Origin of the sequence: Rhodococcus sp. NPDC003318, assembly GCF_042879035.1 — a bacterium.
GTDB lineage: Bacteria > Actinomycetota > Actinomycetes > Mycobacteriales > Mycobacteriaceae > Rhodococcus_G.
The window spans coordinates 395495-420132 of record NZ_JBIAOU010000002.1; the positions used below are offsets into that span (position 1 = coordinate 395495).

Here is a 24638-nt window from a genome sequence, read left to right on the forward strand (position 1 = left end):
CAGCGGCCGGGCTCTGGCCGCGGGGTGTCAGATCCAGGCGTCCAACGACAGTTCCACGTGCGCCTCAATTGAGGATCTCGCCACGCTCGCTCGAGAGAAGCGCCGACAGCCGATCTCTCCAGGTCTGCAGCTGTTCGGGTGTCAGTCGCGTCCACTCGGTGATCTCTCCGACGACCCGCAGTGGGGCGCTACTGCGGTACGACCGAGTGGGGTTACCGGGGAACTTCTTGTCGGTCACGTCGGGTCGTTCTCGAACTCCCCGGTCGGCTCCACTGCGTAAACCCGTGGAATTGCGTCACTCTCCGAGAGTTCTGCAGCGATCTCCGCAGCGAGGCCGGCTCCGTCAACGACGGCGGTGAAGTAGATGTGGTTCATCACGATCTCGGGACGGTAGTTCGACGGCCGGCCTGCGGTGAGGAACTCACCCACGTGCAGGTCCGCGATCGTGCCATGGAAGAACGGTCCCTCATCGAGCTGTCCGGACACCTGTGATCCTCTCGTCAACCTGGTGGGAGGAGCGAGTCTGCCGCATCACCCGGGCCTCGGCCAGCCATGATGACGAAGTCGCCGACCACCTTGACGAATGGCCGACAAGGGTGGCCGTTCACACACCCCGCCTGAGGCCCTGCTACAGTGGCCGCCATGCAGCGCGCATATTTCTGGTTTAGCAGGCCGGCCCCGGGTGGGTCGGTCGGCGTAACCGCGCGCTGACTTCTCCACCCCGAGCCGGAACAGACCGGCTCGCGGATGCAATCACGTCTCCTGGGTCGGCCTCCACCAAGCAGCCACCAGAACAGGACGACTGATGACCCTCACGATTGACACCGCCCGCGACCTCGACGACCAGCGGACGATCTCGATCTCCCCGCTCGCCGCGCCGCGTGAGATCCGCGCCGAGCACCCCGCCGACGAGGCCGTGGCCGCCACCGTTCGCGCTGGTCGCGCCGCCACCGTCGACATCCTGACCGGTCGGGACGACCGGCTGATGGTCGTCGTCGGGCCGTGCTCGGTGCACGACACCGAGGCCGCGACGGACTACGCGCGGCGGCTCGCGGCGAAGGCCGCGGAGCACCGCGACAACCTGCACGTCGTGATGCGGGTGTACTTCGAGAAGCCGCGCACCACGCTGGGCTGGAAGGGTCTGATCAACGACCCGCATCTGGACGGCACCTTCGACATCAACACCGGCCTGCGGATCGGCCGCAAGCTGCTCGTCGACATCACCGAACTCGGGCTGCCCGTCGGCTGCGAGTTCCTCGACCCGATCACCCCGCAGTACATCGCCGACCTGGTCAGCTACGGCTCGATCGGTGCCCGCACCGCCGCCAGCCAGGTGCACCGGCAGCTGTGCAGTGCGCTGTCGATGCCGGTCGGCATCAAGAACTCCACCGAGGGCGACGTGCAGGTGGCGGTCGACGGCACCCGCGCCGCCGGCGCCAGTCACGTCTTCCCGGGCACCGACCTCGACGGGCACTCCGCGCTGATCCGCACCGTCGGCAACCCCGACTGCCACGTCATCCTGCGCGGCAGCAGCGCCGGCCCGAACTACGATCGCGAGTCCGTCGCGGACACCCTTGCGCGTCTTGGGAAGTCGGGTCTGCCGGAGCGTGTCGTGATCGACGCGAGCCACGGCAACAGCCAGAAGAACCACGAGCGTCAGGTCGACGTGGTCACCGACATCGCGTCGCGGATCGCGGCGGGGGAGAAGGGCGTCGTCGGCATCATGCTCGAGAGCTTCATCGAGGCCGGACGTCAGGACCTCACGCTCGGCAAGGCGGACGAGCTGACCTACGGGCGGTCCATCACCGACGCCTGCATCGACTGGAACACCACTGCCGCGCAGCTGGACCGCCTCGCCGAGGCGGTCGTCACCGCACGCCGCGCGTCCGGAACTGCACGCTGATCCGCGGGCCGGTGGGACGCGTCGTCTTCGGGACGGCGTGCTCCCAGGTGCGCTGACACGATCCGCCCATCACGATCGGGTCGCCGTGGCCGAGGGCGAACCTGAGCACCTCGCCACCGCCGCGGGGTCGCAGGGTCAGTGGGCGCGCCGCACCGAGGGACAGGATGGCGACCATCGTGTCCTCGGTGGCGCTGCGGCCGATGGTGTCGCCGTGCCACGCGACGCTGTCGTGGCCGTCGCGATACCAGCACAGGCCGGCGGTGGCGAACGGTTCCCCCAGCTCGGGCAGGTAGTGGCGGCTGAGCAGATCGCGCGCCTCGTCCAGCAGCGGGTCGGGGAGCGGGGCGTCCTCGTCGTAGAACGCCACCAGCCGCGGCACGTCGACGACGCGGTCGTACATCTGCCTGCGTTCGGCCCGCCAGTGCGCGGCGTCCGCGAGGTGGGTGAACAGCGCGTCGGATCCGCTGAGCCAACCGGGGAGGACGTCGACCCACGCGCCGGCGGTGAGGTGGCGTCGGCGCATCCCGTCGGCGAGCGGTCCGAACCGCGCGCCGTCGGTGGGGTCGTCGAACAGTGACGCCTGCAGGGAAAGCTCCACGGCGCCATCCTACGAGTGATCGAACACGAGTTCGATCACTCTCCGCGCCGGGTGGCGATCGCCGCCGCGGTGGCCGCGACGGTCCGGTCGGCGTCCCGGGTCAGCGCAGCCAGTGCCGCGACGGCCGCCGGCCCCGGAATCTCGGCCAGCGCCTGCGTGATTCGCAGGCGCGCAGCCGGCTCGGAGGCGTCGAGCGCGCCGCGCAGAGCCGAGACGATGTCCTCGCCCGACCCCGAGGTCTCCGCGAGCAGTCCCAGCGTCTCGGCGGCCTCGACGTCCCGCCGCCCCTCGACGGCCATCTCGAGGAGGGCGGGGATCGCGTCGGCGTCGCCTCGTGCACCGAGTGTGATCGCCACCCGGTCCCGCACGTCGCGGTCGGGGTCGTCCAGCACGTGCCGCAGCAGGGCGGTCGCCTCCGCGGTGCGCACGGCTCCCAGAGCGGCGACGGCGCGGCGCCGGACGTCGACGGAATCCGATTCGAGCCCGGCGGCCAGGCCGCCGAGTCCGTCACCGCCGGACCGGGCCAGCGACCAGCGCAGCGCACCGGCCACGTTCGGGTCGTCCTCGGCGAGCGCCGCCTCGACGAGCGCGTCGACGGGCAACTCGGCGTCCTGCGAGAGGACCGCCTGCTGCCGGCGCGCCTCGAACTCCGACTCGAGGCCGCGCAGCAGGGTGACGATCCTCAGCACGTCACCCCACTGCGCGGGCGCGGCGGCGTCCACCCGCTCGAGCCGCGTCAGCAGTTCCTGCTCGGCCGCGATCCGCTGCCGGGTGTGCCGGACCAGTTCGCCGATCAGCTCGGACGGTGCGAAGCCGGGCTCGTCCAGTGCCCGGCGCGCGTCGTCCAGCGACAGCCCCAGCGTCCGCAGGCTCTCCACGTGGAAGAGCCGGCGGATGTCGTCGGGCGAGTACTCGCGGTACCCGCCGGACGTGCGTCCGGTGGGCTGCACGAGCCCCAACCGGTCGTAGTGACGCAACATGCGCGCACTCACCCCGGAGCGCCGCGACACCTCACCGATCAGCATGCGTCCCTCCTACGCCTGCGGCCCCGCGACCGCAACACGTTTGGCCTCCTCGACGGCGAATCCGCTGTCGGGGTCGGCGCGCAGCCGCTCCGTCGCGTCCGCGTGCGCGCGGACCCGCGGGTCGGGGTGCGTGCGCGCGGCGTCCAGGGGGCTCGAGGCGGCCTCGTCGAGTGCCGCCAGAGCGCGGCTCAGGCTCAGCTGCATGTCCCCGTCACCCCGGCCGAGTGCTGTTACGAGAGTGCTTGCCAGCGCGCCCTTCTCGTCGTCGGGAACCAGGGCCACGGCGGCCCGCCACGCGCTGCGTGCGACCTCGTGGTCGGGGTCGTGCAGCATCGTCGACACCACCGGCCAGGCGCGCCGGTCGCCGATCTTCGACAGCGTGTGCAGTGCCTGACTGCGGGCCTGCGGCGACACCGATCCGAGCTCGTCGAGCAGCCTCGGTACGGTGAGCTGGGCGGGCCGGCGGCACAGCGCCCACGTCAGCATGTCGCGGACGAAGAAGTCGGGCTCGACCGCGCACCTGGCGACGAGGGTCTCGACGAGGGCCGGGTCGTCGTGCGTGCCTGCGGCCAGTGCCGCCCGCAGTCGGGTGGACGAGCGGGGGTCGGTCAACGCGGCGTTCAGATGGCGTGTGGTGTTCATGGTCTGCCACCTCCTTCGGCGACCAGTGAAGTGCTTGTCACGGTGTCAAGGTCAAGCGCGACCCGCCGAGGGCGAGAAACCACGAGGCGCCGCCGGGATGATCCCGACGGCGCCTCGCCATCGCCTCTGGGGCGAACCACCTACGTGTCAGCTGTCGATGCGGAGTCGTTCCAGGCGGAACGATCGAATCCGCCACACTCCGTCCTGCCGTTCGTAGTTCTCGTGGTAGTGGCCGTAGCCGCCCATGGTCGTCGGCCCCGCCGGGGAGTCGCGCTCGAGGATGTCCGACATGGCCCACACGCCCGTCGCGGAGTCCGGACCGGTGATCTCGATCTCCGGGGCGTGCAGGTGGTGCACGCTCCGTACCTCGCCCATGCCGGCGACGAGTCCCTGCACGATCGCGGCCCGACCCTCCCAGCGGAGATTCGCCTCGGGCGCTTCGAGCGTGGCATCGACCGTGAAGCAGTCCCCGAAATCGTCCCACCGCTTGGTGTCCAGGAAGCGCGCGACACTGGCACGCATCCTCTTGATCGATTCGATGGCCAGCAACTGCTGCAGTTGGTCGTCCGAGTTCATGCGGCCCTCGCTCACTGGTTGCGAATGTCCTGGCGTGCACCGGTTTCGGCGGCACGCTCGATGGCGTCGAGCAAACGGTGGCGCTGGAGGCCGTGCGCGAAGTCCGGTGCCTGCCCGTTGCCCTCGGTGAGGTCTGCGCGGATACGGTCGTACGCGTGGGCCATGGCGTGCGCGGGGCCGACCAGATCCGCGTGGCTCTCGTAGCTGTCGGGAACCGGCAGTTCGCTCAGCTCGGCATCGCCGCGCGCACCCCGGATGGTCACCGGGTTGGCCAGCGTGGCCCCGGTGCCCTCGATCCGAAGGTGACCCTCCGTGCCGTTGATCTCCCACAGCAACTTGCTGGAGTGGTCGTTGACGCCCCGGAGATGGAGCGAAGCGACCGCGCCACCGGTGAGGGTGCCCGTCACGGCGATCTCGTCCTCCGCCGTGGCGGTCACGAGCTGACCGGATTCGGTGTTGAGCACCTTGGGGTGCCGCACCGCGGTGGTGGCGTTCAGGCTGGTGAGGTCGCCGACGATGTAGCTGAACGAGTCCACGAGGTGGCCGAAGACGATCGACAGCAGGGTCGCGCCGTTGGACTTGTCGAGCAGGTACTCGGTGCGAGTCCCGACCGGCCCACCCCACGGGCCCGACGTCGCGATCAGACTGGTGGAGATCACCTCGCCGACGAATCCGTCGGCGATCAGGTCCTTCAGGTAGCGCACCGCGGGGGCAGCCGTGCTCTGGAAGCCGACGTACGAGCGCTTGCCCTCGGCGGCGGCGGCCAGTTCTTCGGCCTCGGCAACCCCGTTGGCGAGGGGCCATTCGCACAGCACCGGCTTCCCCGCGGCCAGGGCCTCGAGGACGAGCTCCCGGTGATGGGGGACCTTGACCGCCACCACCACGAGGTCGACCTCGTCGCTGCGAGCGAGATCCGCGACGCTCGAGAATGCCAACGGCACCCCGTACTTCTCGGCCGCGGCCTGCGCCGATTCGGGGGAACTCGTCGCCACCGCGCGGAGTTCGAAGCCCTCGACGGCCCGCAGCGCGGGCAGATGCGAGTACGACGCCCAGCTTCCCGCCGCGCTCAGGCCGACCACACCAACTCTTACTGTCATGTTTTCTGTACCCATCCGTTCGATAAGGTTGCCGGTTTTCCGGCAGTCACGCTTGTGGTTCGGGGAACTCCGAGGGAGGTGTCATTCGTAGACGCCGATCTTGTCGGCGGACTCGAACCCCACATGGAAGCGGCCGCCGTCGATGCGGAACACCGAGCCGTTGATCCATCGCGCGTCGGGGCCGAGGAGATAGAGCACGGCGCTCGCGATGTCCGACGGGAGTCCGAGACGACCCATCGGGACGAGCCGGCTCTCCGCGGCTTCGCGGTCGCCGCTCCAGATCGTTCCGGCGAGATCGGTCTTGATGATGCCGGGTTCGATGGCGTTGACCGTGACACCGCGCGGTCCGAGTTCGCGTGAGAGCGTGAAGGTCAGACCTTCGAGTGCGAGCTTGCCGGCGGTGTAGACACCCGCCAGTTCGTGGACGCGTCGCGCACCGAGCGACGAGATGTTGACGATCGCCGAACCGTCCGGGAGACCGGCCGCCACGGCTGCCTGGACGATCGACACGGCCGGCCAGGTGTTGGACAGGATCGTCGTCGCGAAGGCTTCCCGGTCGCAGTCCAGGACCCGTCCCGAATGTGCGCTGGCCGCCGCGTTGTTGACCACGAAGTCGATTCGGCCGAACTCGGAAGTGCAGGCACCGACCAGCTTCGCGGGGAAGTCGGGGTCGGTGAAGTCGCCCTGAACCCCGATCGCCGAGCCGCCGGCCTCCCGGATCTCCTTCACCGCGAGATCCAGAACCTCCTGATCGCGCCCGTTGAGGACCACCGACGCGCCTCGTGCTGCGAGTTGCCCGACCACGGCGCGTCCGATGCCGCGCGACCCCCCGGTGACCACTGCCGCCTTGCCGCTGAACCAGCCGTCGACGTCCTGGTGTGCATGCCCCATCAATCCGCTCCTTTGTCCTCGGTTGTTCCAGCCATCCGTACGGTCTTCAAGAGCGACGTCCGTTCGAGAGCAACGTCTCTTCGAGTCCAAGGGGCCGCCTCGATCGAGAGCGCCGGCTTGGTCTCCGAGGGGAGGCTATAGACTCCGCGACCCCATGGATACCAACCATTCCGCTGCACGGAATGCTGCAATCCCGGGGAGGGCACGGACGCCTCTTTCGCCGGAATGTGCGCGTGGTCGGGGCGAAGTCGGGTGATGTGTCGGAGTCCGGCGGTAGCGTCCGGGCATGGGACACGAATTCCAGGTCACCTTCGATTCGCAGCGACCCCACGATCAGGCGAAGTGGTGGGCGCAGACGCTCGGCTGGGAGGTCGAGCCCAGTGACGAGGGCTTCATCCGCGGTCTGGTGGAGGCCGGACGGGCCCGAGAGGAGGACACGCTCGTCTACGACGGCGTCCTGGTGTGGAGGGTGGGCGCCGCGATCCGTGATCCCGAGCATCCCGATCGTCCCCGGGTCCTGTTCCAGCTCGTGCCCGAGGGCAAGACGGTGAAGAACCGGGTGCATCTCGACGTGCAGGTCGGGGACGACAGGCAGGCGGTCGCGGAGGCCCTGATCGCGCGCGGCGCGACGTTCCTCCACGACGGCGAGCAGGGACCGTTCCGGTGGATCACGTTGGCCGACCCCGAGGGCAACGAATTCTGCGTTTGCTGAGGCCCTCTCGGATGCACCCTGCGCGACCGTCGTCCGACTGCAAGCCCTAGCGGTAGGCCCCGGGAGTGGTGCCCGTCCAGCGTTTGAAGGCGCGCCGGAAGGCGCTCGGCTCCGAGAACCCCAGCCGGGTGGACAGTTCGTCGACGGACTCGCCGCGGGCCAGCCCGGAGATCGCGGTGTCGCGTAGCACCTCCTCGCGCAGCTGGTTCAGCGACGTCCCCTCGTGCCGCAGCAGGCGCCGCAGGTGGGCGGCGCTGATCGAGAGCATCTCCGCGATGTCCTCGGCGGATGCCGCCCGCATGGCCGCACCCCGTTCGAGGGCCTTGCGGACCTGCGCGGCGGCGGTGCTGTCGTAATCCCGTTCGGAGAACAGCAGATTCGGCGACTCCCGCAGGTACTCCTCGAGCGTCTCCTCCGTCTGGATGATCGGGGCGCGCAGCACCGCGTTGTCCAGTTCGATCGCGGCGTGGTCGGCGCCGAAGTGGACTCGGACCCCGAAGATGGCGTCGTACGTGCGGGCCAGCGTCCGGTCCGGCTCGGGGTGGGGCACCCGCACCGCGACGAGCTTGACGCGGCGGCCCACCAGCCACGCCGCGAACCTGTGCAGCAGCATCAGGATGAAGTCGATGTGCAACCGGTCGGCCGCGTCGGCGATCTCGGGTGGCAGCCCGTCACCCCGCCGCAGTTTCTGGATGTGCAGCACCGTGGTCTCGGGTCCGGTGTCGAGGCGCAGCGGCGACAGACCCGGGAACACCCGGATCACGTCGGCGAGCCGCTCCAGCGCGCTGCCCAGGTCGGGCCGGTGGATCAGCGTCAGGCACACCACGCGGAACGTGCCCCGCGGCACCGGTGCGGCGCCGAGGCCGAACAGTTCGTCGTCGGTCAGCCGCCACGCCGCCTGGGTGAACCGGGTCAGCTGTTCGGGGGTGATGGGTCCGGCGCTCTCACCCAGGATCGCCGGGGAGATGCCGGCCGCGGCCATCGGCGCGGCCATGTCGAAACCGGCGCCCGCGGCCAGAGTGGCCGCACGCCGCACGAAATCCGCAGGCACGGTGCGTCCGCTCGTCACCTGGTCACCCACGCACGATCACCACCGCGCCGCCAGGTCGTGCAGCCTTCGCGTCGCCTCGGCCAGCACGTCGTCCCGCTTGCAGAAGGCGAAGCGCACCAGATGATTCCACGGCTCCTTGTGATCCGCGAACACGCTCACCGGGACGGCGGCGACGCCCACGCGCTCGGGCAGGGCGCGGCAGAACGCCACGCCGTCGGAGATGCCGAACGGGGAGATGTCGGCGCAGACGAAATACGTTCCGGCGCTGGCCCGCACGCCGAACCCGGCGTCGGCGAGCGCCGAACTCAGAAGGTCGCGCTTGCGCTGCAGAGCGTTTCGCTGGCCGATCACCCAGTCCTGCTCGTGGCGCAGCGCATGGGCGACGGCGGGCTGGAACGGGGCGCCCGCGACGAACGACATGAACTGCTTCGCCGCCCGGACCGCGTCGATCAGCTCGGCGGGACCGCACGCCCAGCCGGTCTTCCATCCGGTGACGGCGAACGTCTTGGCCGCGCTCGACACCGTCACCGTCCGCTGCGCCATCCCGGGCAGCAGGCCGATCGGGGTGTGGGCGCGGCCGTCGAACAGCAGGTGCTCGTACACCTCGTCGCTGAGCACCAGCACGTCGTGGCGGACCGCGACCTCGGCGATCGCGGCGAGTTCGGCCGCACTCAGGACTGTGCCGGTCGGATTGTGCGGGGTGTTGACGACGATCATCCGGGTGTCCGGACCGACCGTGGCCCGGAGCGCGTCCACGTCGAGGGCGAATCCGTCACCGTCCGCGACGAGCGGCACCGTCCGCCGGATCCCGCCGGCGAGGGCGACCGCCGCGGCGTACGAGTCGTAGTACGGCTCGATCAGCACCACCTCCTGTCCCGGCTCGACGAGGCCGAGCAGGGTGGCGCTGATCGCCTCGGTCGCGCCGACCGTCACCAGCACCTCGGTGTCCGGGTCGAAGCCCTGCCCGAACCGCTGCGCGCGGTCGGCGGCGACGGCCTCCCGCAGCACCGGCATGCCCGGGCCGGGCGGGTACTGGTTGAGCCCGTCGGCGATCGCGGCGCGCGCCACCTCCAGCATCGCGGCGGGGCCGTCGGTGTCCGGGAAGCCCTGCCCGAGGTTGATCGCGCCGGTGCGGACCGCGAGCGCCGTCATCTCGGCGAAGATGGTCGATGTGAAGGGCTGAAGGCGGGTGACCGTCTGGCAGTGCGGTGCGGCGGGCATCGTCACAGCTTATCGAGCGTGCACGGGCGGGCGGCGCGCCCACTGTCACGTTCGCGGGCCCCATCTCGTCCAGTGTGTGAGGGTGGTTCCACGCCGCCCCGGCGACAGGAGGATGCCGTCATGACCCGTATCACCCCACTCGCCCCGGAGCAGGCCGGGCCGCTCGTCCGTCTCGCGTACCGCTTCGCGGGCCGCCGGTTCGGTGGGGTCCCCGAACCGTTCACCGTGCTCGCGCACCACCGCAAGCTGTTCGCGACGTCCGCGGTGGCGGAACTGTCCGCGCAGAAGGCGTCGACGGTGCTGCCCGCCGCCGTCCGGGACATCGCCGTGTACCGCGTCGCGTACACCATCGGCTGCTCGTGGTGCGTCGACTTCGGGTCGATGATGATGAGGCTCGAAGGCCTCGACATCGACCGGCTGCGCGACATCGACGAGTACCGCACGTCGCCGCGCTACAGCGACGACGAACGCGCAGCCATCGACTACGCCGACGCGATGACCACCACCCCCACCACCGTCACCGACGAGCAGGTCGCGGACCTCGAGCGCCGATTCGGCAAGGCCGGGGTGGTGGAACTGACCTACCAGATCGCCCTGGAGAACCAGCGGTCCCGGATGAACTCGGCTCTCGGCATCGTCGACCAGGGGTTCAGCACCGATTCGTGCCGGGTTCCGTGGGCGGACGCGTCCGACTCGCGGTCCTGACGCCGCCCGGCCACACCCGACCGAGGGCGCCGTCGCGGTCGCCGGCCGGCGGCGGCACGTCCGCCGCCGCGGCCGCCCGTCGTGCCCGCGAGGCGAGCTGTCTGGATCCGGCGACCGACGTCCCGAGTACGGCCGCGATCTCGGCGAACGGCACGCCGAAACCGTCGTGCAGCACGAAGGCGGTCCGCTGGTCCGGCCCGAGAGCGTCGAGCACGATCGTCGCGGCGAGCCGGGCCTCCTCGTCGTGCACCACCGCGTCCAGGGGGTCGACCGGCGCCGAGCCGGCCAGCGGTGCCGTGATCGGCTCCGGAATCCTATGGCCGACACAGCTTTCCCGGCGAACCGCGGCGCTGCGCAGGTGGTCGAGGCAGATCCGCCCGACGACGGTGGTCAGCCAGGCACGCAGGTTCACGATCGTGTCGGCGTCGGATTCCCGCAGTCGCAGCCACGCTTCCTGCACGGCGTCCTCCGCGTCCGCGACCGACCCGGTCAGGCGGTAGCCAACGGACAGCAAATGCCTGCGCTGCGCTTCGAACTCGCCGGCGAGCACGGATTCGGGCACGATCCCGATCCTACGCGGCCGACCAGAGATAAAATCTGCCCTGCACCTAATCATTGCCCCTGGGGGTAGGGGAAACCGTACTGTGTGCCCAGACCACAGACGCCCAGGGAGTTGCGCCATGTTCGAGTGTTGTATTCGAGTCCGCTGACCGAATCGCTCTGACGCACCACACTTCACACGCTCCGCCGCACCTTCGTGAGAACGCGGGATGCCGGAGCGCCCTCTTCCCGTCGCCCGGCGGGCCTCACACCTGTAGGAACCCCTCAATGATTCGTCCACGTCTCACGCGGACCCTCGCGGCAGCCGCCGCTCTGCTCGCCCTCACCGGACTCGCCACCGCGTGCTCCGACTCGGAGTCGTCGACCGCGACCACGGCCGACGGAAAGACCGTCCTCCGGTACGAGGGCAGCGCCGGTCAGGTCAGCTTCCCCGAGCTGGCCGCCGACCTCGGCTACTTCGACAAGGTCGAACTGAACTGGGTCGGAGACAACACCAGCGGACCGCAGTCCATCCAGAACACGGCCACCGGCCAGACCGACTTCGGTGGCGCGTTCAACGGCGCGGTACTCAAGCTCGCCGCCGCGAAGTCGCCCGTCACGTCGGTGATCGGCTACTACGGCTCCGACAAGGAGACCTTCAGCGGCTACTACGTGCTCGACGGCAGCCCGATCCGGACCGCACGCGACCTGATCGGCAAGAAGGTCGGCATGAACACCCTTGGCGCACACCACGAATTCGTGGTTCGGGAGTGGCTGGCCCGGGAAGGTCTGACGCCCGACGAGATCAAGCAGGTCGAGCTCATCGTCGTTCCGCCCGTCAACACCGAATCGGCACTTCGGCAGGGGCAGATCGACGTCGGCACCCTCAACGGCGTGTTCCGCGACAAGGCCATCGAGCGTGGCGACCTCCGCGCACTGTTCACCGACGAGTCGCTCTTCGGCAGCTTCACCTACGGCACGTACCTGATGCGAGACGACTTCATCGCCGACAACAAGGACGCCGTCGCCGACTTCGTGCAGGGCACGGCACGGGCCATCCGCTGGACCCAGACGACGCCGCGCGACGAGGTGATCGCCAAGTTCAAGGAGATCATCACCGAACGCGGCCGCAACGAGAACACCGACCTCGCCGGCTACTGGAAGTCGCCCGGCGTGGCGGGCCCGGGCGGCGTCATCGCCGAGCAGGAGATCCAGATCTGGATCGACTGGCTGGTCCGCAACGGCGAACTCGAGAAGGGCGCGCTGAAGACCTCCGACGTCTACACCAACGAGTTCAACCCGTACTTCAACGGAACCTACCCGCCGGAGAGCGGCGCCGACGGCCAAGCGCTCGCGGCGAAGTGAGAGGAGGCACGATGAGCACCAGCCCCAAGCTCCGGCTCGAGCACGTCACGAAACAGTTCGACGTGCGTGGGTCCAAGGAGAAGTTCACCGCGATCGCGGACATCGACATCGAGGTCGCCGACGGGGAGTTCCTCGTCCTCGTCGGCCCCAGCGGCTGCGGCAAGTCCACGCTGCTCGACCTTCTCGGCGGTCTCACCACCCCGACGTCGGGCCGGATCCTGCTCGACGGCCGGCCGATCAGCGGCCCCGGCCTGGACCGCGGCATCGTCTTCCAGCAGTACGCACTGCTGCCGTGGCGCACCGCGCGGCACAACATCGAGTTCGGGCTCGAGGCGAAGGGTCTGCCCCGGGCCGAACGGCGCGAGCGCGCCGAGCACTACCTGGAACTGGTGGGGCTGAAGGGATTCGGTGACCGATTCCCGCACGAGCTGTCCGGCGGCATGAAGCAGCGCGTCGCCATCGCCCGCAGCCTCGCGTTCGACCCCGAGGTCCTGCTGATGGACGAGCCGTTCGCCGCACTCGACGCCCAGACCCGCGAATCCCTGCAGGACGAGTTGCTGCGGATCTGGAAGGCGACCGGCAAGACCATCCTGTTCATCACCCACGGTATCGACGAGGCGATCTACCTCGGGCAGCGCGTCGCGGTGCTCACCTCGCGGCCCGGTCGCGTGAAGGCGTTCGTGGACATCGACATCGACCGCTCCGCCGTCGACGTCCGCTCCGACGAGCAGTTCCGCCACTACCGGCACCACATCTGGACCCTGCTGCACGACGAGGTGGAGCGCGCCCAGGTGATCGAGAAGGAGACGACCCATGTCTAGTGCGCTGGCGAGCCCCGAAACGCCGATCGTCGCCCCGGAAACAACCAGCGCACCAACAGTTTCCGAGAGTGGTCCCGGGCTGGGTTCCCGGATCGCGGCGACGGTGGTGCGGGTCCTCAAGCCGTCCCTGGCGATCATCGCGCTCCTCGCGATCTGGGAACTGGCGCCGCGGTTCGGCCTCGTCGACGAGGTGTTCCTGCCACCGTTCAGCACCGTCTTCGGTGCGTTCGTCGACCTCGCGCAGAGCGGCGAACTGTGGGAGCACGTGTCCGCGAGCCTGTCCCGTGCGCTGACCGGCTTCTCCGTGGCCGTGGTGATCGCGATCCCGCTCGGCATCGCCATCGCCTGGTACCGGCCCGTGGCCGAGTTCCTCAACCCGGTACTGGAGCTGTTCCGGAACACGGCCGCCCTGGCGCTGCTGCCGGTGTTCGTGCTGATCCTCGGCATCGGTGAGGAGTCGAAGGTGGCCCTGGTCATCTACGCGTGCACCTTCCCGATTCTCCTCAACACGATCTCCGGTGTGCGCACGGTCGACCCGTTGCTGATCAAGTCGGCCTCGTCGCTCGGCCTGCCCCCGATCCGACTGTTCCAGAAGGTGGTGCTGCCGGCCGCCGTTCCGACGATCTTCACCGGCATCCGGATGGCCGCGGCGTCATCCATCCTGGTGCTCATCGCCGCCGAGATGGTCGGTGCCAAGGCCGGTCTCGGCTACCTGATCACCTCGTCGCAGCTGAACTTCCAGATCCCCAACATGTACGCCGGGATCGTCGCGATCGCGCTGCTCGGCCTGTTCCTGAACGCAGTCCTCGTCCTCGTCGAACGCCGGCTGTCCCGCTGGCGTGCGTGAGGCGAGAAGGCACTCGAAAGGTAAACCAATGGCACAGTCTGCCAAGCAATTCCATCTCAACGCCTTCCTCATGGGGGTCGGGCACCACGAGGCGGCGTGGCGCCACCCGCGCACCGACGCGCAGCGGGTCCTCGACGTCGCGCACTTCCAGGAGCTCGCGCGGATCGCCGAACGTGGCAAGCTGGACTCGGTCTTCTTCGCCGACGCCCTCGCGGTCGGACCGCGGATCAAGCACAACTCACAGGCGATCTTCGAGCCGGTGACCCTGCTGTCCGCGATCGCGGTCGCCACCGAACGGGTCGGTCTCATCGCGACGGCATCGACGAGTTACGGCGACCCGTACAGCCTGGCCCGCAAGTTCGCGTCCCTCGACCACATCAGCCGGGGCCGGGCCGGGTGGAACATCGTCACCTCGGCCGGGGCCGACGAGGCCGCGAACTTCGGGGTCGACGGCATCCCCGCGCACCACGGACGTTACGAACGCGCCGAGGAGTTCGTCGACGTTGCCCTCGCGCTGTGGGACAGCTGGGAGGACGGCGCCGTCGTCCTCGACGAGGAGACCGGCACCTTCGCCGATCCGGACCGGGTGCACACCGTCGGCCACGAGGGACGGCGGTTCCGGGTGCAGGGCCCGCTGAACTCGCCGCGGTCGGTGCAGGGACGTCCGCTGCTCGTCCAGGCCGGATCGTCCGAGAGCGGAAAGGAATTCGCTGCGCGGCACGCGGAGGCGGTGTTCACCGCTCAGCGCACCCTCGAGCAGGGGCAGGAGTTCTATCGTGACCTCAAGGCGCGGGTCGTGCGGCACGGCCGCAACGCCGACGACCTCAAGGTGCTGCCGGGCATCGTGCCCTACATCGCGGACACCAAGGAGGAGGCCGAGGAACTGGAACGGTCCTTCACCGACCTGATCTCGCCGGAGTACTCGCTGCGGCAGCTGTCCACCATGCTCGGCGTCGACCTCACCGAGCACGCCCTCGACGCCCCGCTGCCGCCGCTGCCCACCCTGGACGAGATCCAGGGCAACAAGAGCCGTTACCAGCTGGTCAAGGATCTGGCCGCGGACGGCGACCTGACCGTGCGTCAGCTGATCGGGTTGCTCGGCGGCGGTCGCGGGCACCGGACGTTCGCGGGCACACCGGAGCAGATCGCGGACGAACTGCAGACCTGGTTCGAGCAGGGCGCCGCCGACGGATTCAACATCATGCCGCCGTACCTGCCGGGCGGGCTGGACGACTTCGTCGACCGCGTCGTCCCGATCCTGCAGGAGCGTGGGCTGTTCCGCACCGAGTACACTGCCTCGACGCTGCGTGGGCACTACGGGCTGGGCGACCCGGGCAACCGCTTCGCCGCCCATACCGCGGCTGCCGTCACCGCGTGACGACGGCACACAACCTGCGGCCACTGATCACGACGGTCTTCGTTCCGTCCGCGATCTTCGGCATCGGCCAGGGCGCCGGCGCACCGGTCATCGCGCTGCTCGCGCGGGATCTCGGTGCGTCGGTGCCGGTCGCGGGCGTGATCGTCGCGCTGGTCGGTCTCGGCGCGGTGCTCGGAGACCTCCCCGCGGGCCGGATCGTCGCCACGTTCGGCGAACGCCGCGCGATCATCGGGGGCAGCACACTCGGCGCGATCGGTGTCCTGCTGTCTCTGCTCGCGTGGAACCCGATCGCGTTGGCGGTCGGGGCCGTGCTCACCGGATTCTCCACCGCCGTCTGGGGATTGGCGCGCCAGAGCTATCTCGCCGAGGTCGTGCCCATCGGGATGCGGGCGCGCGCGATGGCGACATTCGCGCTGATGTGGCGACTGGGGTTCTTCGTCGGCCCGTTCCTCGGCGCCGCGGTCATCGTCGCGTTCGGGATCCGCGGCGGGTTCGCCATCCAGCTCGTCGGCGTCGTGCTCTCCGGCGCACTCATGGCGCGGGTGCCCGACCCGCCCCGGGAGTCCGGGGCCGCAGTGCCGACGGTGACGACGTTGCCGCAGATCCTCCGCCGACACCGCAGGCTCCTGTCCACACTCGGCACGGGCTCGCTGCTCATGGGCGCCGCACGCGCGTCCCGGGAGGCCGTGCTGCCGCTGTGGGCGGACCACATCGGGGTCGACGCGGCCGCGGTGTCGGTGCTGTTCGGCATCGGCGCGGCCGTCGACCTGCTGTGCTCCTATCCCGCCGGGTACCTGATGGACCGCTACGGACGGCGGTTCATCGCCGTCCCGTCGCTCGTGGTGATCGGTGTGGCGTTCGTGCTGCTGCCGTTCGCGCGTGATCTCGTCACCCTCGGCGCGATCTCGATCCTCCTCGGGATCGGCAACGGGCTGGGGAACGGCGTGATCATGACCCTCGGCGCGGACGTGGCACCCCCTGCGACCCGAGCCGAGTTCCTCGCGGCCTGGCGGCTGACCCACGACACCGGAATGTTCACCGGGCCGCTCGCGGTCGGGGCACTCGCCGCGGTGGTGCCCCTCGGTCTGGCCGTCGTGGGCATCGGGTTGGTCTCGGGCGCCGGCGCGGCCGTGATGTACCGGTACATCCCCGTCTACTCCCCGTGGCCGCGTCCACCTGTGCAGGAGGACGTGGCGCGGGAGGCGGTGCCGCCGAACGCTGCTGCCGTCCCCGAACCTCGGTAGAGTTCGGACTCATGCGATTCGGAATCTTTGTGCCGCAGGGATGGCGGCTCGACCTGGCGGGAATCGATCCGGCCGATCAGTGGAACACGATGAAGGACCTGACGTTGCGCGCCGAGGCCGGCCCGTGGGAGTCGGCGTGGGTGTACGACCACTTCCACACGGTGCCCGCGCCGACCGAGGAGGCCACGCACGAGGCGTGGTCCCTGATGTCGGCGCTCGGCGCGGTGACGTCGAGGATCCGGCTCGGGCAGATGTGCACGGCGATGGCCTACCGCAATCCGGCGTACCTGGCGAAGGTCGCCGCCACCGCCGACCTGATCTCGGGCGGCCGCATCGAGATGGGTATCGGCGCCGGCTGGTACGAACACGAATGGCGCGCTTACGGTTACGGATTCCCATCCGCCGGTGAGCGGCTCGGAAGGCTGGACGAGGGAGTCCAGATCATGCGGCAGGCCTGGGCCACCGGCAGTGCCACCCTCGACGGGAAGCACTACCAGGTCAACGGCGCGATCGTACGGCCGAAGCCCTTGCAGGACGGCGGTATTCCGCTGTGGATCGCCGGCGGCGGCGAGAAGGTCACCTTGAAGATCGCCGCGAAGTACGCGCAGTACACCAACTTCGACGGCACCCTCGACGGGTTCACTCACAAGTCCGCACTGCTGCGGGAACACTGCGCCACGGTCGGCACGGACTTCGACGCCATCGTCCGGTCCTCGAACTACAACGTCGTGATCGGTGCCACCGAGGCCGAGGTCGAGGAGCGGCTGGCGCAGACGAAGGCGCGGATCGCGAAGTACGCGGGGGACGAGCTCGCCGAGGGTTCGATGTCCGCGTACCGCGGCATGCCGGGCGTCGGGACCCCGGAGCAGATCGTCGAGAACCTCACCGCGCTGCGCGAGAAGGGCCTCGGTTACGCGATCTGCTACTTCCCCGAGGCCGCGTACGACACGTCCGGTGTCGAACTCTTCGAACGCGAAGTCATCCCCGCACTGCGCGGATAGGGCATGTCTCCCAATTCCCTTGTCGGCGCCCCTGGCGCTCAATCGCCAGGTGCATCCGAGTGGAATTGAGAGACACGCCCTGGTGTTCGTGGTGAACCTGTCCGGTCGGCGGCTGACGTTGACGCCGCCGACCGTGGCCGACGTCGACACCATCGCGCGGCTCTGCCGGGACGAGAGCGTCGGCCGATGGACGACGATGCCGGTCCCGTACGAGCGGGCGGACGCCGTGGCCTTCGTGACCAGGATGGTCCCGACGGGGTGGGCCGACCGCAGTCCGACCTGGGCGCTGCGCCTGGACCCCGACGGCCCGGTGGCCGGCATGATCGGGCTGCGGGCGCTCGACGAGTCCGCCGCGGAGATCGGATTCTGGCAGGGCGCCGCCGCGCGCGGTCGCGGACTGATGACCGAGGCCGCGCAGCTGGTGTGCGACTTCGCCTTCCGCGCCGACACCCTGGCCCTCGAGCGGATCGAGTGGCGGGCGTTCGTCGGGAACACCGCGTCCGCGGCTGTCGCGCGTCGGGTCGGGTTCCGTTTCGAAGGCGTCGCACGTCGCGGTGGGCTGCAGCGTGGTCTGCGCCGCGACATGTGGGTCGCGGGACTGTTGGCCGGCGACTCGCGGTCGCCCGTCCCGGGCGGGTGGGAATCGGTCCTGCCGTACTGAGCAGAATGCGCACAAGGTGGCAATCGCACGCAACCGAGCGATCGATATGTGTTCTGGCCCACACTCGTTCGAAACCGCGACACACCGGCCCCCGTCCCGTGCCGCGGCCCGAAACGAGAAGGTGGGCAACAATGCTCGTAGCACTGGGCTTCCTGATGGTGGCCACGTTCATGTATCTGGTCCTGGCCAAGCGGGCCACGCCCGTCGTGGGGCTGATCCTCGTGCCCGTCGCGTTCGGGCTGTTCGCCGGAGCGGGCACCGACATCGGATCGATGGTCCTCGACGGCATCGAGAGCCTCGCCCCGACGGCGGCTCTGCTGTTCTTCGCCATCATCTTCTTCGGCATCATGATCGACGTCGGCCTGTTCGACCCACTGGTCCGGCTGATCCTGCGACTGGTCGACGACGACCCGGCCCGTCTCGTCGTCGGTACCGCCGTCCTCGCGATGGTGGTCTCCCTCGACGGCGACGGTTCGACGACGTTCATCATCACGACCTCCGCGCTGCTGCCTCTCTACCTGAAGCTGCGGGTCAGCCCGATCGTCCTCACCGTCGTCGCCGGCCTCGCGAACGCGACGATGAACATCATCCCGTGGGGTGGACCCACCGTCCGTGCCGCCAGCGCGCTCGGCCTGTCCCCGTCCGACGTGTTCGTCCCGATGATCCCGTCGCTGATCGCCGGTCTGATCATCGTCCTGCTGTTCTCGCTGCATCTGGGTGTGCTGGAGCGTCGCCGGCTCGGGAAACTGGTGCTCACCTCCGAGCCGCTGCTGGCCGAGGTCGGCTCGCGTGGCTGGGGCGTCGGCACGGCCCCGGGCAGCAGCAGCGGTGGCGGAGGGTCGGCGGGTGGTGACGCCGACGCACCCTCCGAGGTCGGCCAACTGGCCGGCGGCCTCGACCCGAACCGCGCCACCCTGCGCCCGAAGTTGTTGCCGTTCAACGCAGCCCTGACCGTCGCCCTGCTCGTCGTGCTCGGCCTCGACATCCTTCCGATCCCGGTCCTGTTCATGGTCGCCGCGGCCGTTGCGCTCGCCGTGAACTTCCCACGCGTCGCCGACCAGTCCGAAGCGATCGCGCGGCACTCGTCGAGCATCGTCTCCGTCGTCGCGATGGTGTTCGCGGCCGCCGTCCTCACCGGCGTCTTCCAGGGCACCGGCATGGTCGAGGAGATGGCGCTGTGGCTGAGCGGGATCATTCCCGACTCCCTCGGGCCGTTCCTCGCCGTGATCACCGGACTGCTCAGCATCCCGTTCACGTTCTTCATGACCAACGACGCCTTCTACTTCGGCGTGCTGCCGGTGCTGACCGAGACCGCCGCGCAGTACGGCATCGAACCCGTCGAGATGGCGCGGGCCTCGATCACCGGACAGCCCGTCCACATGCAGAGCCCGCTGGTGCCCGCGATCCTGCTCCTCGTCACCCTCGCCGGGGTGTCCCTCGCCGACCACCACAAGAAGGTGCTGTGGCGCGCCGCGATCGTGTCGGTCGCGATGCTCGTCGTCGGGGTGCTGCTGGGGCAGATCCCGCTGGGCTGACCCGTCCCGGTGCACACTGAGGGCATGCCCGGCAGGGAGCGACGATGAGATTGCGCACGCAGGTGCTGCTCCTGCAGAGCGGCGTCGTCGCGGTTGCGCTGGCGATCGGGTTCGGGTTCTTCGCCACCACCACCGCCGACCGGGTCGCCGACGAACACGGCGAACGAGCGCTTGCCGTCGCCCGCACCGTCGCCGCCGATCCCACGGTCCGCGCCGAGGTCGCCCGCTTCGCCGCCGACGACGACGACGTCGTGGCGCCGGGGAACGTCGAACTCGCCGACTCCGCCGTCCAGCTGACGGCGGAGTCGGCGCGCGCCGCGACCGGGGCGCTGTTCGTCGTGGTCACCGACGAGAAGGGGCTCCGGCTCGCCCATCCCGACCCGGAGCGGCTGGGGGAGCGGGTGAGCACCGACCCCTCGGGACCGCTGACCGGCCGCGAGGTCGTGGTGCAGGAGCGTGGCACCCTCGGGGACTCGGTGCGGGCGAAGGTCCCGGTGACCGCGCCCGGCACCGGGACGGTCGTCGGCGAGGTCAGCGTCGGCATCTCCACCGCCGAGGTGTCCGCCGACCTGCGGTCCGATCTGTGGTCGGCGGCCGCCGTCGCGGCGCTCGCGCTCGCGGCCGGGGTCGGCGGTTCGCTCCTGCTCGCGTCCCGCTTCAAACGCCTCACCCTCGGGCTCGAACCCGAACAGCTGGCCCGGATGGTCCGCGAACAGGAAGCGGTCCTGCACGGCCTCGGCGAAGGCATCGTCGGAGTCGACTCGGACGGCATCGTCACCGTCGCCAACGCCGAGGCGGTGCGACTGCTCGACCTGCACGGCGGACCGGGTGACCATGTCGACGACATCGGGCTCACGCCGCGCCTTCGGGACGTCCTGCGCGCCCCGACCGCCGACCCGGTCGCCGCCGCGGTGGGCGGCGACCGGGTCGTCCTCGCGATGGCCAGCCGCGTGGTCCGCGATGGGCGTGACCTGGGGATCGTGATGTCCGTCCGCGACCGCACCGACGTGCAGAACCTCACCCGCGAACTCGACGCCGTCACCGCGCTCGGCACCGTCCTGCGCGCCCAACGACACGAGTTCGGCAACCGGCTGCACCTGTTGCACGGACTGCTCGCCCGCGGGGAGACGGCCGCCGCCACCGCGTACCTCGACCGGCTCGTCGGCGCCGGACCGGCCGGCGCGGACCTGCCCGGCATCGACGCCGTCACCGACCCGTACCTGCGGGCGTTCCTGATGGCGAAGGCCGCTCACGCCCGCGAACACGACGTGACCCTGGTGCTCGGCGAGAACACGTGGGTGCAGGCCCGGTTGCGCGATCCGGTCGACGTCACCACCGTCGCGGGCAATCTCGTCGACAACGCGATCGACGCCGCCGCGAGCACCGGCACGGGGGATCGCCCCGTCGAGGTGGAGATCGAACTCGTCGAGCACGAGGGCGATCTCGTCGTGACGGTCGCCGACACCGGACCGGGATTGTCGCAGGCCGACCCCGACGACGTGTTCCGCGAGGGGGTCACCACGAAACCGGCGGGGGACCGGCCGGGTGGCCGCGGCATCGGGCTCGCCCTGAGCCGGCAGCTGGCACGCAAACACGGTGGCGACGTCGTGATCGGTGATCCGGGAGGTCGCCGCACCGACGAGAACCCCACCGGGGGAGCATTGTTCGTGGCGACGATGCGCGGCGTGTGTGAAGGAGACGAGCAGTGGCCGGACCCGAACTGACCGTTCTGGTGGTCGACGACGACTTCCGTGTCGCCGACCTCCACGCCCGCATCGTGTCCGCCATGACCGGCTTCCGGGTGGCGGCCACCGCGGCGACGCTCGCGGCCGCACGGGCCGCCGTGGACGAGCATCCGATCGACCTCGCGCTCGTCGACGTGTACCTCCCCGACGGTTCCGGAATCGAACTCGTCCGCGAATTGCGATGTGACGCATTCGTTCTCGGTGCCGCGACCGAGGGTCGAGCGGTGCGGGACGCCATGACCGCCGGCGCCCTGGTCTACCTGGTGAAGCCGTTCTCCGACACCGAACTCGCCCGCCGGTTGGCCGCGTACACGCACTACCGGCGCATCGTCGACGCCGCCGAACTCGACCAGGCACGTATCGACACCGCGCTCGCGTCGCTGCGCGCGGCCCCACCCCGGGAGGATGCGCCGCAGCATTCCGTCACCCGGGCCCGGATCGTCGACCTGCTCGCCGACGCCCCCGCACCGCTGTCGGCCGCCGAGGTCGCCGCCGAGATCGGGGTGTCCCGGGCCACCGCGCAGCGCTACCTCGCCGCACTGGTCGCGAAGGGCCGGCTGCGCATGCAGCTGCGCTACGGCAGCACCGGCCGTCCCGAGCAGGAATACCTGTAGAGCCGCTTACAGGTCGACGGGCAGCTGCTGGTTGTGGGCGCGGGGGACGTCCTCGGTCAGCGGGATCGACTTGGTCAGCAGATTCCACTCCGCGTTCGGGATGCGTTCGATCGCGCGGCGGATGACCTTGGGGTCGCGGGTGCCCCACGCGATCGGCATCGGGCTGACCATCTGCCAGGTCTCCGATGTCGAGTTCGTGGTGCGGTCCGAGAGCACCGAGATCGAGGGCACCCGCTCGCCGACGTTCGTCAGCGAATGCCCCGGCAACGACCGGACGGTGCGGGTGACCAGCGCGTAGTGCGGACGGTCGGCGCCCGGCTTGGCGGTGTTCACCAGCGACAGCAGCGTCGCCCCGCGCGGCCGGGTGACCGCGACGATGGCGGGCACCAGCTCGCCGTTGGCGTACAGGTCCTCGACCGACCCGACCTTGCGGGGCGCCCAGAACGACATCCACAGCGACGCGACCGCCACCACGACCGCGACCGCGGCCAGCACGTACGACCACGGGTGGGCGAGCACGACCAGCCACACCGCGACCGCGACGAACAGCAGCGCGGTGATGATCGCGGACCAGCGCAGCCGGCGGACGTCGCCGACGGTTTCGTTGACCGAACGGGCATGGGCGGTGTCTACCGGGAAGTCGAAGGAACGCACGGTCCTATTCCTACCCGATCGCCGGGCCGAGCAGGTCGTCTGCGTCGGTGATCCGGTAGGCGTAGCCCTGCTCGGCGAGGAACCGCTGCCGGTGCGCCGCGTACTCGGCGTCGAGGGTGTCGCGGGCGACGACGGAGTAGAAGTGCGCCTGCCCGCCGTCGTGCTTGGGCCGCAGGAGCCGGCCCAGACGCTGCGCCTCCTCCTGCCGGGACCCGAACGTGCCCGACACCTGCACCGCGACCGACGCCTCCGGCAGGTCGATCGAGAAGTTCGCGACCTTGCTGACCACCAGGGTCTTGATCTCGCCGACCCGGAACGCGTCGAACAGCGCCTCGCGTTCCTTCGTCTTCGTCGACCCCTTGATGACCGGCGCGCCGAGCGCCTCACCGAGTTCGTCGAGCTGGTCCAGATAGGCGCCGATCACCAGGGTCTGCGAATCGGGATGCCGGTCCAGGATCGACTTGACCACCGTGTTCTTGGTGTGGGCCGTCGAGCACAGCTTGTAGCGTTCCTCCGGTTCGGCGGTCGCGTAGGCCATCCGCTCGGCGTCGGTGAGCGTGACCCGCACCTCGATGCAGTCGGCGGGCGCGATCCAGCCCTGCGCCTCGATGTCCTTCCACGGTGCGTCGTACCGCTTCGGGCCGATCAGGGAGAAGACGTCGCCCTCGCGGCCGTCCTCGCGGACCAGGGTCGCGGTCAGCCCGAGCCGCCGCCGCGACTGCAGGTCCGCGGTCATCCGGAACACCGGTGCGGGCAGCAGGTGCACCTCGTCGTAGATCACCAGGCCCCAGTCGCGGGAGTCGAACAGTTCGAGGTGCTTGTACTCGCCCTTCGACTTGCGGGTGATCACCTGATACGTCGCGATGGTGACCGGGCGGATCTCCTTCTTCTCGCCCGAGTACTCGCCGATCTCGTCCTCCGTCAGCGACGTCCGCGCGATCAGTTCCCGCTTCCACTGCCTGCCCGCGACCGTGTTGGTCACCAGGATCAGTGTGGTGGCCTTGGCCTTCGACATGGCCGCGGCGCCGACCATCGTCTTGCCCGCGCCACACGGCAGCACCACCACACCGGACCCGCCGGCCCAGAACGAGTCGGCGGCCATCTCCTGGTAGTCGCGCAGGTGCCAGCCGCCGTCGGCGGAACCGGGGAACCGGCCGTCGTAGTCGAGTTCGATCGCGTGCGCCTCGCCGTCGACGTACCCGGCGAGGTCCTCGGCCGGCCAGCCGATCTTGAGCAGCATCTGCTTGAGGTGGCCGCGTTCGGAGGGGTGCACGACGACGGTGTCCTCGTCGACGCGGGCGCCGAGCATGGGGGCGATCTTCTTGTGCCGGGTCACCTCGGTGAGCACCGCCCGGTCCAGGCTCACCAGGACCAGACCGTGCGCCGGGTTCTTCACCAGCTGCAGCCGGCCGTACCGGGCCATCGTGTCGACGACGTCGACGAGCAGCGGCTGCGGAACCGCGAACCGGGAGTACGTGACGAGGGCGTCGACGACCTGTTCGGCGTCGTGTCCGGCCGCCCGCGCATTCCACAGCGCCAGCGGCGTCACCCGGTAGGTGTGCACGTGCTCCGGGGCGCGTTCGAGCTCGGCGAACGGCGCGATCGCCTGCCGGGCTTCGTTCGCCAGCGGGTGGTCGACCTCGAGCAGCAGGGTCTTGTCGGACTGGACGATGAGCGGTCCGTCGGTCACGTGCGCCTCCTAGCGTGGACAACCACTCCATTGTCCACACTTTCCGCCGGTGGTGCGCCGAGCATCGACGGCCCGCAGGCAATTGCACTCAGCGGTAGCGAATTCATTGTCTCGGGCCACAC

At 69.9% G+C, this 24638-nt stretch carries 23 protein-coding genes and 2 pseudogenes; 13 read left to right on the plus strand and 12 right to left on the minus strand.

Annotated features, from left to right (window positions below; genetic code table 11):
* Positions 1–64: 64 nt before the first annotated feature.
* Positions 65–486: pseudogene (gene arr, locus ACFYVR_RS07075) on the minus strand (NAD(+)--rifampin ADP-ribosyltransferase).
* A gap of 319 nt (positions 487–805) precedes the next feature.
* Here arr and ACFYVR_RS07080 point away from each other — a divergent pair.
* On the plus strand, positions 806–1903 hold the full coding sequence (locus tag ACFYVR_RS07080; RefSeq protein ID WP_387471076.1) for a 3-deoxy-7-phosphoheptulonate synthase: 1098 nt from the start codon (positions 806–808) through the stop codon (positions 1901–1903).
* On the opposite strand, the gene ACFYVR_RS07085 is transcribed toward ACFYVR_RS07080, so the two are convergent.
* The 6 genes from ACFYVR_RS07085 to ACFYVR_RS07110 form a co-directional block, all read right to left on the minus strand.
* Positions 1869–2501, minus strand: coding sequence for an alpha-ketoglutarate-dependent dioxygenase AlkB (locus ACFYVR_RS07085; protein WP_387471078.1), 633 nt, complete (start codon positions 2499–2501; stop codon positions 1869–1871). The genes ACFYVR_RS07080 and ACFYVR_RS07085 overlap by 35 nt on opposite strands.
* 35 nt (positions 2502–2536) lie before the next feature.
* Positions 2537–3526, minus strand: a complete 990-nt coding sequence (locus ACFYVR_RS07090; RefSeq protein WP_387471080.1) for a HEAT repeat domain-containing protein — start codon at positions 3524–3526, stop codon at positions 2537–2539.
* 9 nt (positions 3527–3535) lie between these two features.
* A complete protein-coding gene (locus tag ACFYVR_RS07095; RefSeq protein WP_387471082.1) occupies positions 3536–4168 on the minus strand; it encodes a HEAT repeat domain-containing protein in 633 nt (210 codons plus the stop codon).
* 147 nt (positions 4169–4315) lie between these two features.
* Positions 4316–4744, minus strand: a complete 429-nt coding sequence (locus tag ACFYVR_RS07100; protein ID WP_387471084.1) for a nuclear transport factor 2 family protein — start codon at positions 4742–4744, stop codon at positions 4316–4318.
* Positions 4745–4755: 11 nt separating this feature from the next.
* Entirely contained in the window at positions 4756–5841 is a 1086-nt protein-coding gene (locus ACFYVR_RS07105; protein ID WP_387471086.1) for a Gfo/Idh/MocA family protein, read from the minus strand.
* A gap of 81 nt (positions 5842–5922) precedes the next feature.
* Complete coding sequence (locus tag ACFYVR_RS07110) at positions 5923–6732, minus strand: SDR family NAD(P)-dependent oxidoreductase (protein ID WP_387471088.1); 810 nt, start codon at positions 6730–6732, stop codon at positions 5923–5925.
* Between the two features lie 286 nt (positions 6733–7018).
* Between ACFYVR_RS07110 and ACFYVR_RS07115 the strand changes: the two genes are divergently transcribed.
* Positions 7019–7444 carry a VOC family protein gene (locus ACFYVR_RS07115; protein WP_387471090.1) on the plus strand — a complete coding sequence of 142 codons (426 nt, stop codon included), beginning with the start codon at positions 7019–7021 and terminating at the stop codon, positions 7442–7444.
* Positions 7445–7490: 46 nt separating this feature from the next.
* On the opposite strand, the gene ACFYVR_RS07120 is transcribed toward ACFYVR_RS07115, so the two are convergent.
* Entirely contained in the window at positions 7491–8513 is a 1023-nt protein-coding gene (locus ACFYVR_RS07120) for an AraC family transcriptional regulator (protein ID WP_387471212.1), read from the minus strand.
* 18 nt (positions 8514–8531) lie between these two features.
* Positions 8532–9716 (minus strand): pyridoxal phosphate-dependent aminotransferase, encoded by a 1185-nt coding sequence (locus tag ACFYVR_RS07125; RefSeq protein ID WP_387471092.1) that lies wholly within the window; start codon positions 9714–9716, stop codon positions 8532–8534.
* Between the two features lie 120 nt (positions 9717–9836).
* Here ACFYVR_RS07125 and ACFYVR_RS07130 point away from each other — a divergent pair, with 120 nt between their 5' ends.
* The gene (locus ACFYVR_RS07130; RefSeq protein ID WP_387471094.1) at positions 9837–10421 is read left to right on the plus strand and encodes a carboxymuconolactone decarboxylase family protein; all 585 of its coding nucleotides are present in this window, start codon (positions 9837–9839) and stop codon (positions 10419–10421) included.
* Between the two features lie 13 nt (positions 10422–10434).
* Here the strand turns inward: ACFYVR_RS07130 and ACFYVR_RS07135 are convergent.
* Positions 10435–10983: pseudogene (locus ACFYVR_RS07135) on the minus strand (sigma-70 family RNA polymerase sigma factor); the annotation flags it as partial.
* Between the two features lie 266 nt (positions 10984–11249).
* Between ACFYVR_RS07135 and ACFYVR_RS07140 the strand changes: the two are divergent.
* From ACFYVR_RS07140 to ACFYVR_RS07185, 10 genes are all read left to right on the plus strand, one after another.
* The gene (locus tag ACFYVR_RS07140) at positions 11250–12326 is read left to right on the plus strand and encodes an ABC transporter substrate-binding protein (protein ID WP_387471096.1); all 1077 of its coding nucleotides are present in this window, start codon (positions 11250–11252) and stop codon (positions 12324–12326) included.
* Between the two features lie 11 nt (positions 12327–12337).
* On the plus strand, positions 12338–13147 hold the full coding sequence (locus ACFYVR_RS07145) for an ABC transporter ATP-binding protein (protein WP_387471098.1): 810 nt from the start codon (positions 12338–12340) through the stop codon (positions 13145–13147).
* Positions 13140–13994 (plus strand): ABC transporter permease, encoded by an 855-nt coding sequence (locus ACFYVR_RS07150; protein ID WP_387471100.1) that lies wholly within the window; start codon positions 13140–13142, stop codon positions 13992–13994. The genes ACFYVR_RS07145 and ACFYVR_RS07150 overlap by 8 nt, the downstream gene beginning before the upstream one ends.
* A gap of 28 nt (positions 13995–14022) precedes the next feature.
* Positions 14023–15372, plus strand: a complete 1350-nt coding sequence (locus ACFYVR_RS07155; protein ID WP_387471102.1) for an LLM class flavin-dependent oxidoreductase — start codon at positions 14023–14025, stop codon at positions 15370–15372.
* A complete protein-coding gene (locus ACFYVR_RS07160; protein ID WP_387471104.1) occupies positions 15369–16616 on the plus strand; it encodes an MFS transporter in 1248 nt (415 codons plus the stop codon). The genes ACFYVR_RS07155 and ACFYVR_RS07160 overlap by 4 nt, the downstream gene beginning before the upstream one ends.
* A gap of 11 nt (positions 16617–16627) precedes the next feature.
* Positions 16628–17617 carry an LLM class F420-dependent oxidoreductase gene (locus ACFYVR_RS07165; protein ID WP_387471106.1) on the plus strand — a complete coding sequence of 330 codons (990 nt, stop codon included), beginning with the start codon at positions 16628–16630 and terminating at the stop codon, positions 17615–17617.
* 82 nt (positions 17618–17699) lie between these two features.
* Positions 17700–18278, plus strand: a complete 579-nt coding sequence (locus ACFYVR_RS07170) for a GNAT family N-acetyltransferase (protein ID WP_387471108.1) — start codon at positions 17700–17702, stop codon at positions 18276–18278.
* Between the two features lie 131 nt (positions 18279–18409).
* Positions 18410–19813: a CitMHS family transporter gene (locus ACFYVR_RS07175; RefSeq protein WP_387471110.1), complete on the plus strand. Its 1404-nt coding sequence runs from the start codon at positions 18410–18412 to the stop codon at positions 19811–19813.
* A gap of 44 nt (positions 19814–19857) precedes the next feature.
* Positions 19858–21537: an ATP-binding protein gene (locus ACFYVR_RS07180; protein WP_387471112.1), complete on the plus strand. Its 1680-nt coding sequence runs from the start codon at positions 19858–19860 to the stop codon at positions 21535–21537.
* Entirely contained in the window at positions 21519–22172 is a 654-nt protein-coding gene (locus tag ACFYVR_RS07185; protein WP_387471114.1) for a response regulator, read from the plus strand. Before ACFYVR_RS07180 ends, ACFYVR_RS07185 begins: the two co-directional genes overlap by 19 nt.
* 6 nt (positions 22173–22178) lie before the next feature.
* Here ACFYVR_RS07185 and ACFYVR_RS07190 read toward each other — a convergent pair whose 3' ends face one another.
* Both ACFYVR_RS07190 and ACFYVR_RS07195 read right to left on the minus strand, forming a co-directional pair.
* The gene (locus tag ACFYVR_RS07190) at positions 22179–22826 is read right to left on the minus strand and encodes a DUF3239 domain-containing protein (protein ID WP_387471116.1); all 648 of its coding nucleotides are present in this window, start codon (positions 22824–22826) and stop codon (positions 22179–22181) included.
* 10 nt (positions 22827–22836) lie between these two features.
* Positions 22837–24516 (minus strand): DNA repair helicase XPB, encoded by a 1680-nt coding sequence (locus ACFYVR_RS07195; protein ID WP_387471118.1) that lies wholly within the window; start codon positions 24514–24516, stop codon positions 22837–22839.
* Between the last annotated feature and the right edge of the window lie 122 nt (positions 24517–24638).